This window comes from Limnospira fusiformis SAG 85.79 (assembly GCF_012516315.1).
Lineage (GTDB): Bacteria > Cyanobacteriota > Cyanobacteriia > Cyanobacteriales > Microcoleaceae > Limnospira > Limnospira fusiformis.
Genome location: NZ_CP051185.1, coordinates 2,496,726 through 2,512,061, shown reverse-complemented (window position 1 = coordinate 2,512,061; position 15,336 = coordinate 2,496,726). Strand labels below are relative to the sequence as shown.

Annotated in this window: 24 protein-coding genes, 1 tRNA gene and 2 pseudogenes; 21 read left to right on the top strand and 6 right to left on the bottom strand. The window is 40.1% G+C overall.

The features are described 5' to 3' along the window. The first annotated feature begins 123 nt into the window (after nucleotides 1–123). Together HFV01_RS11955 and HFV01_RS32090 are read left to right on the top strand one after the other, a co-directional pair. Nucleotides 124–342: a hypothetical protein gene (locus HFV01_RS11955; protein ID WP_193521117.1), complete on the top strand. Its 219-nt coding sequence runs from the start codon at nucleotides 124–126 to the stop codon at nucleotides 340–342. Further along, entirely contained in the window at nucleotides 339–602 is a 264-nt protein-coding gene (locus HFV01_RS32090; RefSeq protein ID WP_006670321.1) for a type II toxin-antitoxin system RelE family toxin, read from the top strand. Before HFV01_RS11955 ends, HFV01_RS32090 begins: the two co-directional genes overlap by 4 nt. A 6-nt stretch (nucleotides 603–608) precedes the next feature. Here the strand turns inward: HFV01_RS32090 and HFV01_RS30525 are convergent, their stop codons facing one another. Together HFV01_RS30525 and HFV01_RS11950 are read right to left on the bottom strand one after the other, a co-directional pair. Continuing rightward, nucleotides 609–734, bottom strand: a complete 126-nt coding sequence (locus HFV01_RS30525) for a hypothetical protein (RefSeq protein WP_006670320.1) — start codon at nucleotides 732–734, stop codon at nucleotides 609–611. Nucleotides 735–814: 80 nt separating this feature from the next. Then, the gene (locus tag HFV01_RS11950; protein WP_006670319.1) at nucleotides 815–991 is read right to left on the bottom strand and encodes a hypothetical protein; all 177 of its coding nucleotides are present in this window, start codon (nucleotides 989–991) and stop codon (nucleotides 815–817) included. Nucleotides 992–1,173: 182 nt separating this feature from the next. Here HFV01_RS11950 and HFV01_RS11945 point away from each other — a divergent pair, with 182 nt between their 5' ends. The 4 genes from HFV01_RS11945 (at nucleotide 1,174) to HFV01_RS11930 (ending at nucleotide 3,982) form a co-directional block, all read left to right on the top strand. Next, the gene (locus tag HFV01_RS11945) at nucleotides 1,174–2,598 is read left to right on the top strand and encodes an alanine/glycine:cation symporter family protein (protein WP_006625361.1); all 1,425 of its coding nucleotides are present in this window, start codon (nucleotides 1,174–1,176) and stop codon (nucleotides 2,596–2,598) included. Between the two features lie 41 nt (nucleotides 2,599–2,639). Further along, nucleotides 2,640–3,425: an imidazole glycerol phosphate synthase subunit HisF gene (gene hisF / locus HFV01_RS11940; protein ID WP_006616338.1), complete on the top strand. Its 786-nt coding sequence runs from the start codon at nucleotides 2,640–2,642 to the stop codon at nucleotides 3,423–3,425. Nucleotides 3,426–3,533: 108 nt separating this feature from the next. Next, nucleotides 3,534–3,746 carry a hypothetical protein gene (locus HFV01_RS11935; protein ID WP_006625359.1) on the top strand — a complete coding sequence of 71 codons (213 nt, stop codon included), beginning with the start codon at nucleotides 3,534–3,536 and terminating at the stop codon, nucleotides 3,744–3,746. Between the two features lie 163 nt (nucleotides 3,747–3,909). Continuing rightward, nucleotides 3,910–3,982 (top strand) — tRNA-Ala (locus tag HFV01_RS11930). Nucleotides 3,983–4,605: 623 nt separating this feature from the next. On the opposite strand, the gene HFV01_RS11925 is transcribed toward HFV01_RS11930, so the two are convergent. The 4 genes from HFV01_RS11925 to HFV01_RS11910 all read right to left on the bottom strand — a co-directional run bounded on the left by HFV01_RS11925 (nucleotide 4,606) and on the right by HFV01_RS11910 (nucleotide 6,602). Continuing rightward, complete coding sequence (locus HFV01_RS11925; RefSeq protein WP_006625357.1) at nucleotides 4,606–4,962, bottom strand: hypothetical protein; 357 nt, start codon at nucleotides 4,960–4,962, stop codon at nucleotides 4,606–4,608. Beyond that, nucleotides 4,920–5,219 (bottom strand): hypothetical protein, encoded by a 300-nt coding sequence (locus HFV01_RS11920; RefSeq protein ID WP_006625356.1) that lies wholly within the window; start codon nucleotides 5,217–5,219, stop codon nucleotides 4,920–4,922. Before HFV01_RS11920 ends, HFV01_RS11925 begins: the two co-directional genes overlap by 43 nt. A 125-nt stretch (nucleotides 5,220–5,344) precedes the next feature. After that, nucleotides 5,345–6,211, bottom strand: a complete 867-nt coding sequence (locus tag HFV01_RS11915) for a hypothetical protein (protein ID WP_235677535.1) — start codon at nucleotides 6,209–6,211, stop codon at nucleotides 5,345–5,347. A 40-nt stretch (nucleotides 6,212–6,251) separates the two neighbouring features. Further along, on the bottom strand, nucleotides 6,252–6,602 hold the full coding sequence (locus HFV01_RS11910) for a hypothetical protein (RefSeq protein WP_006625354.1): 351 nt from the start codon (nucleotides 6,600–6,602) through the stop codon (nucleotides 6,252–6,254). A 597-nt stretch (nucleotides 6,603–7,199) separates the two neighbouring features. Here HFV01_RS11910 and HFV01_RS30520 point away from each other — a divergent pair. The 15 genes and pseudogenes from HFV01_RS30520 to HFV01_RS11830 all read left to right on the top strand — a co-directional run. After that, nucleotides 7,200–7,897: pseudogene (locus HFV01_RS30520) on the top strand (hypothetical protein); the annotation flags it as partial. A 20-nt stretch (nucleotides 7,898–7,917) separates the two neighbouring features. Beyond that, on the top strand, nucleotides 7,918–8,046 hold the full coding sequence (locus HFV01_RS30515) for a hypothetical protein (RefSeq protein WP_257720166.1): 129 nt from the start codon (nucleotides 7,918–7,920) through the stop codon (nucleotides 8,044–8,046). A 234-nt stretch (nucleotides 8,047–8,280) separates the two neighbouring features. Further along, nucleotides 8,281–8,538 (top strand): hypothetical protein, encoded by a 258-nt coding sequence (locus HFV01_RS11890; protein WP_008052552.1) that lies wholly within the window; start codon nucleotides 8,281–8,283, stop codon nucleotides 8,536–8,538. Next, nucleotides 8,539–8,796, top strand: a complete 258-nt coding sequence (locus tag HFV01_RS11885) for a hypothetical protein (RefSeq protein WP_193521116.1) — start codon at nucleotides 8,539–8,541, stop codon at nucleotides 8,794–8,796. A 384-nt stretch (nucleotides 8,797–9,180) separates the two neighbouring features. Then, complete coding sequence (locus HFV01_RS11880; protein WP_006622121.1) at nucleotides 9,181–9,561, top strand: hypothetical protein; 381 nt, start codon at nucleotides 9,181–9,183, stop codon at nucleotides 9,559–9,561. A 261-nt stretch (nucleotides 9,562–9,822) separates the two neighbouring features. Then, the gene (locus tag HFV01_RS11875) at nucleotides 9,823–10,068 is read left to right on the top strand and encodes a hypothetical protein (protein ID WP_006622122.1); all 246 of its coding nucleotides are present in this window, start codon (nucleotides 9,823–9,825) and stop codon (nucleotides 10,066–10,068) included. Between the two features lie 77 nt (nucleotides 10,069–10,145). Beyond that, complete coding sequence (locus HFV01_RS30510) at nucleotides 10,146–10,493, top strand: hypothetical protein (protein ID WP_006668232.1); 348 nt, start codon at nucleotides 10,146–10,148, stop codon at nucleotides 10,491–10,493. Between the two features lie 589 nt (nucleotides 10,494–11,082). Then, the gene (locus HFV01_RS11865) at nucleotides 11,083–11,574 is read left to right on the top strand and encodes a hypothetical protein (protein WP_006668234.1); all 492 of its coding nucleotides are present in this window, start codon (nucleotides 11,083–11,085) and stop codon (nucleotides 11,572–11,574) included. A 63-nt stretch (nucleotides 11,575–11,637) separates the two neighbouring features. After that, nucleotides 11,638–11,982 carry a hypothetical protein gene (locus HFV01_RS11860; protein ID WP_006668235.1) on the top strand — a complete coding sequence of 115 codons (345 nt, stop codon included), beginning with the start codon at nucleotides 11,638–11,640 and terminating at the stop codon, nucleotides 11,980–11,982. Continuing rightward, nucleotides 11,972–12,385 (top strand): DUF1064 domain-containing protein, encoded by a 414-nt coding sequence (locus HFV01_RS11855; RefSeq protein ID WP_048895126.1) that lies wholly within the window; start codon nucleotides 11,972–11,974, stop codon nucleotides 12,383–12,385. Before HFV01_RS11860 ends, HFV01_RS11855 begins: the two co-directional genes overlap by 11 nt. After that, on the top strand, nucleotides 12,382–12,759 hold the full coding sequence (locus tag HFV01_RS11850) for a hypothetical protein (RefSeq protein WP_006622127.1): 378 nt from the start codon (nucleotides 12,382–12,384) through the stop codon (nucleotides 12,757–12,759). The genes HFV01_RS11855 and HFV01_RS11850 overlap by 4 nt, the downstream gene beginning before the upstream one ends. Before the next feature lie 104 nt (nucleotides 12,760–12,863). Further along, nucleotides 12,864–13,496 (top strand): hypothetical protein, encoded by a 633-nt coding sequence (locus HFV01_RS11845; RefSeq protein WP_228116357.1) that lies wholly within the window; start codon nucleotides 12,864–12,866, stop codon nucleotides 13,494–13,496. Between the two features lie 358 nt (nucleotides 13,497–13,854). Beyond that, nucleotides 13,855–14,772, top strand: coding sequence for a hypothetical protein (locus HFV01_RS30505; protein WP_318286246.1), 918 nt, complete (start codon nucleotides 13,855–13,857; stop codon nucleotides 14,770–14,772). 36 nt (nucleotides 14,773–14,808) lie between these two features. After that, nucleotides 14,809–15,018: pseudogene (locus tag HFV01_RS32085) on the top strand (hypothetical protein). Between the two features lie 57 nt (nucleotides 15,019–15,075). Continuing rightward, the gene (locus HFV01_RS11830) at nucleotides 15,076–15,321 is read left to right on the top strand and encodes a hypothetical protein (RefSeq protein WP_193521115.1); all 246 of its coding nucleotides are present in this window, start codon (nucleotides 15,076–15,078) and stop codon (nucleotides 15,319–15,321) included. The last annotated feature ends 15 nt before the right edge of the window (nucleotides 15,322–15,336 follow it).

Sequence of the window (15,336 nt, the reverse complement as noted above, 5' to 3'; positions counted from 1 at the left end):
TACCACCACAATTTTACCCCATGCGGCTAGAATCGACGACAGACAATATCCCGTCGGGGGAGTCGTCAATTGGTCTGAAATCGGTAATACTAGGAGTGAGGATCAATATGGGGTAAAATAGCCATGACGGAATTACTCGCAAGTGCGATCGCCCGGTTACAAACTTTGTCTGAGAGTGAGCAAAATGCGATCGCTGCAATCATCCTAGAAGAAATTGAGGATGAGCGTCGTTGGGATGAATCATTCTCACGTTCTCCAGATATTCTGGCTCAACTCGCGGCTTCAGCAATGGCGGAATATCATGCTGGTAAAACCCACCCACTTCACCCAGAAAAGCTGTGAAATCGCGCACTACTGACCAGTTTCGTAAACTATTTAGTGACTTGCCTAAGCCGGTTCAACAACAGGCTCGCGCTGCTTATCGCCAGTTCCAGAATAACCCAAACCATCCAAGTCTACGGTTCAAAAAAGTGCATCCAGAGTTACCCATTTATTCGGCTCGTATTAACAAAAACTACCGAGCAGTCGGCCAAGTAGATGGAGATACAGTGATCTGGTTTTGGATCGGTTCGCATACGGACTACGACAAGTTGTTAGGGTAGATGTAGTTACAGCCTTTGCTTTGATAAGAGGAGTTCCCGGTGCTTGCTCAATCTCGCCGCTTCCTCCCCACTGTCACAGTTGAGGAGTTTTTGAATCAGGGAGAGATAGGCTTGCACTCGTTGTTCATCCATGACCACGCACCGGATAGGGATACCACCACAATTTTACCCAATCCCCCCAACATTGAATCCTGTTTATCGCTTTTTCCTAACTAAGTGACCTTGGCCGCAAAATCAACGGGACCCTCAATTTTGACCTGCTTTAACTTGGAAAATAAACTGTTGTTGGTTTTGGGACGCGAAAAATTCTTGACAATTTCATAGAGTTGTGCTAACTCATCCTCGTCTAGTTTGCTAATTTCCTCATCAATCAATTGCCTGATATTCATGGTTATTTTACTAGGTAACAACAGAGAGTTTATTCAGGCTTTACACCAAAACTCAGATATTCCCACCTCTTCAGGATAGTATCCCCATTTTACCCCATCCCCAGACTTTCAGAAACCCCGTTTCTTAGGGAAATCTTTTGTGACTGCCCAGCTTTGGCTACCAAGGGAGTTATAATTGCCAGATGGATAAATTGCCTAATATATCGATTATAGCTGCCCAGATTCTGGAGATTGTCTACAGAATTATCTTTGTGGAAGTCGGGGGGATACCCTTAATTGTGGTCTGGTTTATGGCGGGTGGTCTGGTTTTCACCCTGTGGATGAGATTTGTTAATCTTAGGGGTTTCACACACGCTATTAAAGTGGTTTTGGGAGTCTATGATAACCCGGAAGATGAGGGGGAAGTTTCCCACTTTCAAGCATTGGCTACCGCTTTATCCGCTACTGTGGGATTAGGAAATATTGCGGGAGTGGCGATCGCTATTGGTTTGGGAGGTCCGGGGGCTGTGGTTTGGATGACTCTCGCCGGTTTTCTGGGAATGAGTAGTAAATTTGTGGAATGTACCCTCGCTCAAAAATACCGCCTCGTTAACCCAGATGGTACGATCGCCGGGGGTCCTATGTATTATCTATCGGCGGGTTTACAGGACTTGGGACAAAAAAACTTGGGTCGGGTTTTGGCGGCTATGTTTGCTGTTTTGGCGATCGCCGCTGCCTTGGGGAGTTCCAGCATCTTTCAAGCTAATCAGTCTAAGGTCGCGATCGCACGAGTTTTTCCCGTATTCGCCTCTCAGGGGTGGCTCTATGGCTCCGTTTTGGTGCTTTTGGTCGGATTGGTCATTATTGGGGGTATTCGCCGTATAGCTCAAATTACCGCCGTTCTGGTTCCGGTCATGTGTGCTATATATGTAATGGCCGCGCTGTGGGTTCTGCTGGTCAATTGGGCAAAAATTCCTGATGCGATCGCTACTATTTTCGCCTCCGCTTTTGACGCTCAAGCTGTCGTGGGGGGAGGTTTGGCAGCCTTAATTCAAGGGTTTAGAAGGGCGGCTTTTTCTAATGAGGCGGGCTTGGGAATTGCGGCGATCGCTCATGCTGCCGCTCGCACAGATGAACCTATCCGAGAGGGAATAGTCGCCACCCTGGAACCATTAATTGATACCGTCATTATCTGCAATATGACCGCCTTAGTTATCATTATTACCGGAGCCTATAATAACCCCGCCTGGGCTAATTTAGGAGGCGCAGAAATCACATCCGCCGCCTTTGGTTCCGTGATTCATTGGTTCCCTTATGTGTTGGCTGCCGCTTTATTTTGCTTTGCTTTCTCCACGATGATAGCCTGGGGATATTATGGGGAATTGTGTTGGCAATATTTATTAGGACAACGCTGGGCGATTATTTATAAACTCCTATTTTTAACCGCCATATTTTTAGGGGCGATCGTCAATCCTCAAGCGGTGATTAAATTCAGTGATGCCATGTATCTAACCATGTCAATTCCTAATCTATTGGGACTATATTTTCTAGCCCCCACAGTGGCGCGAGATTTGACTGACTATTGGCAAAAATTAACAACATCTAATCAGGTCGCCCAAAACAGTTAAACTAGAAAAGGAATTTTTTGCCCCATAATCGAGGAGTTGCTATGCTTGCTAAACGCATTTTACCATGTTTAGATGTTAGAGCCGGTCGGGTGGTCAAGGGTGTGAATTTTGTTAATCTCCAAGACGCTGGCGACCCGGTGGAATTGGCTGCCGCCTATAATGACGCGGGGGCTGATGAATTGGTGTTTCTGGACATTACCGCTACCCATGAAGACCGGGATATCATTATTGATGTGGTCTATCGTACCGCTGAACAGGTGTTTATCCCTTTGACCGTCGGGGGGGGTATCCAAAACTTAGAAATGATTAAAAATTTGTTAAGGGCGGGGGCTGATAAGGTCAGCATTAACTCGGCGGCGGTCCGTGACCCAGATTTAATCAATAAAGCCAGCGATCGCTTTGGTGTTCAGTGTATTGTAGTCGCTATTGATGCCCGTCGGCGCACTGACCCAAATAATCCCGGTTGGGATGTTTTTGTCCGTGGTGGTCGCGAAAATACCGGACTTGATGCGATCGCTTGGGCGAAAGAATTGGCGCAACGAGGCGCGGGAGAACTTCTGGTCACCAGTATGGACGCAGACGGCACACAAGCAGGCTATGACCTGGAATTAACCCGGACTATCGCTGAAAGTGTCGAAATTCCCGTGATTGCCTCTGGGGGCGCGGGAACCTCTCAGCATATCTACGAAGCCTTAACCGAGGGACGCGCCGAGGCGGCTTTATTGGCTTCTCTGTTACATTACGGACAGTTAAGCGTCGCTGAAATCAAATCCTATCTCGCCACTCGCCATATTCCCGTCCGTCCCCACGCACTCCCCCACGTCTAATGGTTTCCCCACGGGAGTTTTACCTAAACAAAAGATTAAATTTTCCGCATTACCGGCTCAGTTACGAAACTCCTGTTAGAATGGAAGAAATGTTACAAAACGTAACTTATGCTGATTCCTATTCTAATAATTGATATAGCTCTGGTGGCCTGGTCTGTACATCTGATGCAGCAAGCGGCTCGATATCGAGAGTCTTCCTTTGTCCTGGCTGGTATATTAGTGGCTATTTCCGCCGTCGCTATGGTTGTGGTTTATTTTCTCATGGGTTCGTGTATCGACCACCTTACCCAAATGTCTCATCATGCTTACTCCTATATGTGATCTGGTGCGATCGCCTACAGTCCCACCTTTAGACCCCGTGGGGCGACCATTACCAGTGGGGGGCGATCGATTTTCCTGCCTCTGGGCGAGGCTATCAAAAAATTTTTGCCAAAATCATTGACTTAACCAATCATCCTGTGATACATTAAAAGATGTCTTGTCCGGGGTTATAGCTCAGTTGGTAGAGCACTGCAATGGCATTGCAGGGGTCAGCGGTTCGAGTCCGCTTAGCTCCATTTCAGTTGAACCCTTATCCTAACGGCGATAACCGGGAAACACTCAACCCGATAGTCGTACCTAATTACTCAGATATTACTCACAATCTAGTCCTAGCACAGGAAAATAATTCTGTCAATAGGATGATTACTCAGTCAACAAGCACAACTTAATTAATCTGTCAAACACTCATACCACCCCCCAACCAAACACCGATAGGGTAACTCCCTTGTGATACCCGTCAATGGCAAGCCTATCGGTTCGTTCCTCACCATTGACTGCTATCACGTCGGTCGCACCCCCAAGAGTGCTTGTTCTGGTTGGGGGGGGAGGTATGTTTCAAAGTCAACATGATAGCCGTAGGTAGCCATAGAAAGGGACTTATTAATTTATCAATGTACAAAGATATTAGGCTGTCTTTCTATGGACTAGACCTATAGGTAAACCTATGTGCGATCGCAAAACCTGAACTATCATCTACCGGAACCAACCCGATACCCCTAAACAACTTTTCAACTGGTGACAATTACCGAGCAGAAACCGATACCAACATAATCAGTTCACCCCTATGTTATTGCCTATCAATAAATGCCAAAATCAACAATAACAGTTATCAATAACATCACCTCTAGTATGATTATACTCATTGCATTAATCTCCAAAAATAAAGGGTAAACCATTTAATCCTCTCCAAGGGTTCAAAGATTGCGTAAAAATTACTATATGGTGGTGATTCAATTATTTGATATTCATTTAGCCAAATAGTTTCACGTTTAACCATCATATTCTGCTTCATATCATTGTATGTGTAAAATTTTAACCATCCTGCCATTTTCCCATAAATAGAAACTTGGTCTGCATCAAATAATATCCTCACAAATTTGCTACCTGATATATCTGGCAATCGTTTACTTCCGTGTGCTGTATCATCCTCTTTGAGTAAGTATTGGTTGTAAGCTAAAAACCAATTAGTTTCAGATATATCATATTTGTTAGACATGATCTCACCTGCTTGATTACATTATCGTTATCCGTGTCACACCATAAATCACCTACACTTAAACCGATAGGGCTTGTCGGTAAATTACTGATCTTACCATTTGTAGATGCTGTGGGTTTACCTAGTGCGTCTAATTTTTGAGATAATTCTTGAATCCCTGCCACTAATAAAGGAACTAATTTTTCATAAAGAATCGTCAGATAATCTATTTTTTTGTCGTCAACTTCAGGGCTATCTGTGTGGTCATTTTGAACCACTTAAACTGCATCCGGGTAGTGCTCTTGAACTTCTTGTGCGATTAAACCGATTTTAGTTTATTGTGTAGAAAATCCATGGCTGCTAACTCATTATATTTAAATTTAATTAAATATAATTTTTGAAGTCAATCTAAGCTATTAATACTCTCATTAAAAACTGTTGTAAATCTCATATCCGAAGAACCTTTAACATAATCTCCACTATCGTTAATCAAAGATACGTTTGTGCCTCCTACTCTAAATCTAGTATGTACTCCAGATGATGAAAGAGTTGAGTGCTTCATAAAATATGTCTGCCCGTTATATAAGTGTATTGCATATCTATCGCTAGGAGCACCTCGCCAAACATTACTTTCAAGAAAATTAATACCATGATATATAAATACTCTAGGATTAGCCTCTGCTTCAAGTCGCATAGAATAATTTCCCTGATGAGAAAACGCCCAGCTATTTCCTCCAACTCTACTATTTAGTACTAAACTTGCCGAACCAGCAGTAGACCCTATCCGGCGTATGTCAAACCCCCTCCAAACATTAAAATTAATAAGCATATTTTTATCAAAACAACTTTCATTATTTAAAAAATATACGGGATTATTTATTATGTTAAATGTTTTAATTCCTGTGAAAGTGTGATTGCCTGTAGTTCTTACTACAGTTGAATCTACATTAATTGTTCTATTAGCTGCTAATGTTCCTCCTCCTGATAAACCATCTCCTGCGGTTAATGTAATGTTTGAATGTGTATGCTCTGATGGAGTAAACGTTGTCGGTTTACTTGTAACTTCAGACCAAGTAGGCCACCTGGTTGCGGTAGCAGGCGCACTACTGATGTCGCCCCATATATGACCGTGACCGGATGGCGCGAAATTAGTATTTGAGTCAATAACTGCTTGTATCCGTTCATTAGTTAAATACAGATTAACTTCAGCTTCTGGCAAGTCATCGGTTGATTGCCCAAATTTACTAGAGTAAATATTGAAATTAGTCATAATAAAGATTCCGAAAAAAGGGGGATTATCCCCCAACTATTTAATCTACAGTGACCAGCTCAACCAAGGTCACTGAAATATCAGCAACTGATTCGGCAATAGCTTGTAGTTTACTAGCGCCAATAGTGAGCATAACAGTATCACCCGGCTTCACAGAAAATGCGGCATTAGCTACGGTATTTTTTGTGGGTTCTAAGATGAAATGAACGGGTACATTATACCGATTTTTGATAAATACATTACGCCCGTTTGTGTTAGCATTTACTGCCACTAATTCGGCAACTGTATTAGCCGTTAAACTAATAGCGGTTGTAACGGGAGTACCCGGTATCTTAGCAGTAATATTGAGAGTGTCTAAATTTAGAGCGCTACTATAAACCGAAAAACTCATAATCACCTACCTCCTAAATAATTCCATTGTAGCCGGTTAGTAAGTGATTGTCTGCTCTAACCCGACAATCTGCGAAACACTATCCTCTGTTATCCCGTAGATACTAGCAGTAGATTTTAACTCGTCATCCCATGCAGTGTTAGGCGGTAGCCATAAACATTGACCTGGTATGCAATTGCTGATGTGTCCATGACTAAACCAAACCCCAACGCTACCCGTGTTCTGTAGGTGTAAGCGATATCTCTAAGTATTGGCTGCGCGGATAAGTGTAGGGGTATTACCTACGGAAATCCCAAAATTTTCGGGTTGAGTTAATGATGGTGTTTTGGGTAAGGTATCAAGTTGGTATTCTGCCATACCAAAAATATTAATTGAATCATTATTGTGTAATTGATTTAAACATCTAGCTTGTCATACAGAATGTGAATCTATAGCTAATCCTTCTGTCTGATTGGTAATCAATTCGATTAATAAATTTTCGGTATGGATTCCCCCATAATAAGGGAGTTTTATGATACCTAGATTTAACCCGTTTTCTGTGGCTAGGTTCCCATCAAATATCTGTAAGTCTATAGAACCTTGTAACACATCTTGTTTCTTAAACGAATAAACACATTGCCAGAATGGCTAATGTACAGATTTGACATAGATGACGAAAGATGGGGTGAATTTGAAGTTAAAGTAGAGATTGATGATGTCAATCTCATGACCAAAGCCGAAGAAAAAGCCGAAATCAAATTACCTAACTTAGCTGAATCAATTGCTGAAATATTTGGTATGGTAATGGAAATTGCTATCTCTCATCAGGTTACAAAAAACGCTGTTTTAACGGCGTTACATGAAGCAGGTTTGGCTCATGCTGCCGCTTTTAAAGCTGGTAGGAAAGTATCTGAAATAATTGATGATTTGGGATTCGCTACCGAGGAAAAATATGAAACAATTAAAACAGCATTTACCCCGGAGGCTGATAATTTTGAGGAGCTACTGGAACCCAATGAAAGCAAAATTAAGATTACCAACCAGAAGGATGCAAAAGAAACATTACAAACAACATTAAATCAAATTCAATAAATATTTGCTTACGCGCTCAAGGTACTTTACAGGTGAACAGTAATGACCCAGCAAAAGACATATTAGCCGATTTAACGCGGTTATATGATTCAATGAAAAAACAGGATGATATCAGAGAAGAGGAAACCGAAAAAGTACAAGAATTACTGAAAAAAGACTTTCCTGATATCAAGATAGAAACCGAATTGATTGATGGCGATAACCCACTAAGAGGGACTTTGTAATGGTTGCCAGAAGTGCAAGAATGCTAAGGAGTACTCGTAGCTTGTCTAGTCGTCAAACCCGTAGCAGTATAGGTAGAAATGGCGTTAGACAAGTTAATTTAGCCCAAAGAACATCTACCCAGGAAATGGGTTGGTTTGGCAAATTATGAGCCAAATTTACTGGTAAAGTTGTTGAATGGGGCAAAAGTTTTGGAGGTTGGCTATGGGAAGGAATTACTAAGTTTTTATCTAACTTTAGCTTTGAGAAAGTAGCGAGATTTATTACCTCTAATTGGGACAGCTTTGGGAATTTTAATGGGAATATTAGCGATAGTGATATTGATAGAAACATCCCAAATATTGCCGGACAATTTATAACCACCACGGCTGGGTTTTTAGGTAATATGGCTGGGAAATTAGTATGTGGTGTTTTACCAGTAGCAGGTCTTGCATTTATCAATAAAGCGGCTGCTATGCACGTAGCATTAAGCAAGGGGCCTGAAATGCTTATGGAAGTATCTACAGCATTCGGTTCATGCGTTAAACAGTCATTTAACATGGCTATGAAAGCAATAGCATGGACGTTATTTAAACACGGTAGATGGGTTGTTAAAATGTTTTTAACAAAAAGCCCAACAACACTAGCAAGGTCTATTGTTTAAATGGTTCCTGGTGGTAAAGGAACGATTGAAAAATGGGGTGAAGAAAAAGGTGAAGAATGGTCTTTGGGAAAACAGAGAAGGGAAGCTAGGGAGAAATTACCAGAAAAATATGATGGAAATATAAACACTATTTGGAACCAAGACAGTTCCGAGGAATTCGGGGATGAGTTTAGCGATAACTGTAAAGAAGCTATCATCTTAGTCGCTCAAGGTTTAGATGAATATATGGCACTGCAAAGAATAGAAGAAAATAGATAACAACAATTAGTTAATGCTGTAGTATAAGCTGGTGGAGAAAGATTCAGACTTGTGTCATCTTTGAGAAATTTGCCGGAAAATGTTGCGAGTACATTGGCTCAAACTGAAATACTAGGGAATAGGGATATAGGTCAATTTATGGGGTCAGGTGATTTTCGGGAAATCAGTACGTCAGCTAATCTTAAAATACAGTTAACTTTGGTTTTGTACAACTACGAAAAACCACCATACTGGACTAAAGATAGGCGGTCAACACTGCCAAAAACTCAAATAGAGTTACCGTCGGTTAGTAGGGATAAAATTACATGGGATAGGTGACAAAGGATATTTACTCAACCCAGTAAATCAGCATTTACTAAAGGGAATATTAAGGTTACTTGTACTATGAGTAATGGCAGAAGATTTGCGTTTTTTATGAATGAATCTAGTCAAAATGAGGCAGAAAATATCTGTAAACAATTAGTTGATTTAACTGACGCTAAAATCGTGTATCCTATTACCTTCGAGGAAAGAAAAGGTTTTGGCGGTAGGGAAAATGCGAAAAGAATTAAAGAGAGCAAAATGTATATCAGTGAAGTGAAAATACTTAACTGGGAATTAATTGATAAATTTGAACAAGCTAAAATCGACTTAGGTGAAGGTAGTGTCTTGGCGATGTATCAGGACCCTAGAAAAACCAAAGTCAAAATTCCTCTACATTTCCAGAGAAAACCTAGTTGGGTTGATAATGTCATACGGAAAGCTACGAGGACATCGTTAGAGTGAAAAACTGGAAATCAACCCCCAACTACAACCTAATCATTGAGTCATATCAGTCACTAACTATCATCCACGATGAAAGAGATTACCAACATACTTAGACATGGTTAAACTGGTAGTTAGCGTAATGTTGGTATTGGTAGCGTACCGTCGCGTTTAACTCAAAAGCTGCTACATATATGTAGCTTCTGTTGAAAGAACCATAGCAGCCACAATCAGCAAATACACTGCTATAGTCTAGGTATTGAATAAAATCAAGGTGAGATTATGGCTACTAAGAAAACGCTAGGCGCTGCGACACTGGAAAACCAATTACTTGAAATTATTGAGCCAACCCAACGAATGCAATCTACTGCAAGTAATAATCCTGATGGTGCAACCGTAGTCACTGCTTATACCCGAAATATGGCTACAGGTCTCGTAACTGTTTCATTGTCAATTCCAACAGACGATGTTTTAGACCCTACTGACGGCAGTATTGATGTAATAGCTACAGAGCTATTTGTTGATTAATGGATATCGGGTAGGCGCTAATATCATCGTTTTACCTACCCTGATTTAGACAATTTAGAAAAAAGGAAACTGATATCATGCCTTTAGCTGACGCATGGAACAAATACAAAGATGATTGGATAGCAAACTTAGCAACAGCCAAGGGTCCACACCTAGGCAGAAGTTTAGTAGTTGAAGTTCCAGTGGATGCAACTTCAAAAATAGGCGTACCTATGCCTATGCTTTTACTCCACATTTTAAGTGGAAGTTCAGTAACTAATGAGCCAGCCAATGTTAGGGAATTAACCATTTGGAGACCACCTGTTAGCAATACTTCCACGCCTAATGCTAACAGACGTAATATCCTAAGAGGAACTCGAGTAAGAGCATACAAGAAGTCTGAATACACCCGCTTCTTTGTTGAGGCTCCGGTTAATCCTGGCTAGTGGCGTAAATACACCCAAACACGGGTAGGCGAAAAAATACTGAGATTTATCAGTATTAAAGCACCTCCTATCGTTTCTGTTAGTGGCTTGTTATATGTATTTGCTCACTATTTTACTATCAAGCCAGCATCATTAAGAACCTATAACAGTATGTTCAGAATTCCTAGCAGCGATGGGCTTGCCCTAGCTAACCTGGGTGAATTAACTGTTGAGAGAAGTGAAGCACCAAACCAAGTACAGGGTGAACTTTTCGCTGATGCTCCTGTTAGCAGCGAAGGCAATAAGAGTGTGAAAAAATAAATCAGCATCAAAAAGTAGACAAAGAGAATTGACCACTATATAAAAAAATAGTGGTCTTTTGTTTGAGTTGTATGTGGCGATAATTTAAACATTTCACAATTATGGTATAAAGTCAATAATTCTTTTATTTTTTTGGGCTTATATGTTTCTTATGTATTTATAAGTATTAATTAGATTAAAAATAATCATCATCAACAACAAAAAATATCAAAAACAGTGATTTCCAACTCAATAACTCAATCGTATTTTGGAAAAATGATTTTGTCCATGAGTTGAAAATCACTGACAGATGCGTAAAAACCAAAATACATTAGTAGACCAAAATACCGCTATTTACCAGCTTGACAAAGACAGCGTAAAAACCAAGGATACACATGGACTCTCACCTAGTGAATATCTGGCAATCTTAAAAAGGTTCAGCAACTTTGCCGGATTTCTTGACCAGGTAGTTCCTTATCTGCCATATCCCAAAACATCACCTATCTACACATTAAAAGAAAAGTTGGTGTTTGCATCTGTAACGGACGAAAAGGACTTTAATCTGGAATTAACCTACTCTGAGATTATCGCGTTAAAGAATAGCATTAAAGCTATTCTAACTCTGATTAAACTTGGTGGTGGTGTCAGGGTGCCACGTAAAGTTTCTGGTGCTATTGCTGACGATATCGCTGCCTTGGAGGGTCACTTTTTTAATCTCTCCGATAATCATGTTGACCCTGATATGCCCGAATCATTGCCTGACCCTGACCCGTTTTCAGATTGGCTTCAGACTAACGCCTAATTAGCAAAAAAAAGGCTACCCGTGAAAAGGTAGCCAATACACCAAACATCGAGGACTATCACCATGATATCAAAGCACTGGAAAGAAGTGCGGTTAAATCTCAGGAATATTAAACTTGACCCGTTGATGTATGTGGGAACGTCGTTTGCTATAAAGGTTCCTAACTATGCAGGAAGAGGACGACTTCAATGGCAATTAACAGCCGTTAAGTTTGATAAAGAATTTCTGGCTTATTGTCTGGGAGAAATGATTAAAAAATTAATTCCATTACACCCAGATAAAATTGAGGAAATTCTCAACGAGGCACTCGAATATTATCGAGCGGAATGGAACATTTATCAAACTGAATCTGGCGGCGATAGAGAGCCAGATAATGAAACTTATTTTGGGGAGATAAATGATGATTAACAAGTATCATGCCAAAGGACAATACTACGACGGGTATTACTTTGGGTCAACATTAGAGAGCAAGGTTTATCACCTACTCAAAAAGTATGATGACAACCTATCAATACACCCCCGATTAACTTTGGTTGATGGCAAGAAACCTTGGCGACCAATTACTTGGAAACCTGACTTTTATAGTCCAGTTTTCAACCAATACATCGAAGTAAAAGGAACGCTAACACCTGAGTTTAAGCTCAAGATGCAATTGCTTCATTACCTTAATCCCGGAATGATTGAAGATATTTGGTTTGTCACTCGGAACAGGTCTTATCGCTGGCAAGGTATTTATTTAATGAATATCGATGAGTTCCAACGACACCTAAAAGCACAAGAATTTAAGTTAATAGGAGAACATCAACCGTGAGAAATCTACACTATAAAGGCATATTTAGCCTCAATGGTGAACTTGTGCAAACTCACTACAATCCGCATGAATTTGATAAAACTGCAATCATTGTGGCTTATCAAATTCTGACACATATTGAGGAACACAAAACACCTGAAGTAAAGAATATTACCTATCAGGTAATGGGTAGTTACAGACCACGTGGTGATTATCAAGGCTCTGCAATTATTAGACTTATCAAGCAAACTCACTTAGTTAAACTTGTTAAGGAGTCAAGACTTCGAGTCTATTTATCTGGCAATCCACTGTTTTGGGCTGCTTGTCGCCAAATTGCAGCCAGAATCGAATCACCTAACACAATCAACAATCAACAATTAACTGAGGAAGAGTAATCACGAGTATTGGATATTACGGTAAAAAAGATGACGATAAATTCGCATTCTGTAGCGCGGTTAAGCCGGGAGAATCTGGAACATATTTGGAAATCACTAGCGCTATGTTTGTTGTACAATCGCCTCACCTGTGGCTTATTGGCTATGGATTAAGTGGTGATTTCCAGAACTTCAATGATAGGTCGTGGAAATTTGAAGAGCAATTAATCGCAGTACGCTTTTGTATTGCTGAGTACTCTAGTGAATATCAAGGGAAAAAACGGGAATACAAGCCTACTTCGGTTGAATTAGCGTTACTGCATTTAGTCGAAAGTGACGCTATGCTGACAAACGGTAAAATGATGTTTACCGGAACTGTAAATCTAGGACAATCAGCCACACGGGTAGCCGAGCGACTCCTTGAGGTAAATAGTGAGAATTCAAATGATTTTGAATCAGCCAAGAATAAGCATGATTTAGCACGATTTATCCTCGAATACAGCACAGGATTAGATACCTTTGAATCCACTGTTGCCGGGTACACTGTACAAGAAGCTATTGATTTTGTTGAATCAAAAACTAGTAAAAAAAATGGTAGTTTTGGCGGTAAGGCCAAATATAAAACCTGGGAAGAACGGGTTGAGTCTACAGCAAAAATTCTTGATTGTGAGCCTGATTTTGATAGCCTATACAGCAAGGTTAAAAAATTGGACGCTGATACCCTAATCGCGTTACTTGAGTTAATGAAACTCAGCTAATTACCACAAAAATCCCCCCCAATATTGGGGGGGATGACTACCATACAGCAAGCCAACATATTAAGAGGTCACTACCATGTCTGAGGACTATTTAGATTATAGGCTAATACGCGACTCATTGGCAGATGAATTAGAGGAAATAATTGTTGACGGTACATTAGGGACACAAGTTGAGTCAATATGTAGGGCTTGTGCTATCCTACCCTATCCGGATGTTCAATTCCCAATTATTACTAGCTTTATTTGCTCACCTGTCACGCTAATGTAAACCGCTGGGTGTCTGTTTCTTTGGGGGTCTAGTGGAACGGGTAAAAGCCAGATAGCTACTATTGCGGCTTCACTGTATCGCACCGACACAGTGTTAGCTAACAGCACATTTGCTTCACTGAGAAACAAGATACAGCAAGAGAGATATGACGACCCGTTACAAAGCGAGTTGGAACGTAATTTTTTATTGGTTTGGGAAGATATCACCCCCAATTTATTAATTGAAAATGAAAATATGCTTTCACTGTTTAAAGTCTTCAACAGGAAAAATAGTCGAATAACAATTAGCAGCCAAACACCCGGTCACAACATGATTTTGAATGCTTTCGCTTTAAAAGTAATTAACTCAATACATCCTTTATGGACGTTTTGGCAACTTAACGAACTTAAAATAAGGATGTTTCCTATGTGGTTTAAAAATAGACAATCAATGACAAGTGAAGAATATGCAGGTAATCAATTTGAATTGTCAGAACTTTCGGATATTGAGGATATAAATCTTGGTAAGATATCATCTCGCTTAGAAATGTTTTGGAGAGATATGAATAATTGCACTAATTACGCTCAAACCAAAAGAGGACTACAAAAAAGGAAACAAGATATAGCTAACTACAGATTATCCATTGATGTAATTGCTACTCATTCAATGATATACAAAACATCAATAGATAATTCAATCAAAGCATTTAACCGTTACTGGGAATTAGCAGAAACCAAAATATTCGCAGTATCTAGCGGAACAGAACAATTCTTAGACCATTTTATCGCTCCAAGTCTTGAGAGCAAAACTAAGCAAAATAAGCAAGCAACAAAAGCAGGTTTTCCTGAATTAATCGAACCAGTTACAGACATTGACCCTAAGACTCTGAAGATAGCCATAGAAACCGCCAAAAATGATGGTTATTTAGATTCACGGGTTACTGTAAATGAATTAACCAATTTAATGAAAAACAGAGGTTATAACATGATTAATGTTAACGGTAAAAACCTGTGGAAGCAAATCATTTGACTTCCAATTAGTTCATTGACCTAGGAGAATAACACAATGATGGCAGATATCAAACATCAGATGTTTGTGAAGTTTAAGACTATGGTAGACAGTTGAGTTTACAACATTAACAAAGAAGATGGTTTGGCAACATTAAAGTCAATACTAGATGATTGCGAAAAAGAATTAACCATTACTGAACTTAAAAAGCAATTGCTGATTAAGGAACTGAATTACACAAAGCACTTAATAGATAAAGTCCAGTAAATACCCGTCCGCGATGACGGTAAACTACGGCAAACAACACACTAAGAGGATAAAACCATGACAATTGACTTGGGTAAACTACTTAACCCGAATACCTATCATAGTGATAGGTTAAGCAGCAAGCTAGTCTCTATATTGGACGCTGTAGAACTTGCCGATTGTCCTACACAATTTGATGAATGTCGTCTGTTGGAGCTTGAAAGCACTTTTCTGGTTATGCACAATTCCTTGATTACAGCAATCAATCAATTGTTGAACGAGAAAATCAAGCAATACGAAGAAGACAATGAGGATGAGTTTTAATCATGCCATAAATCC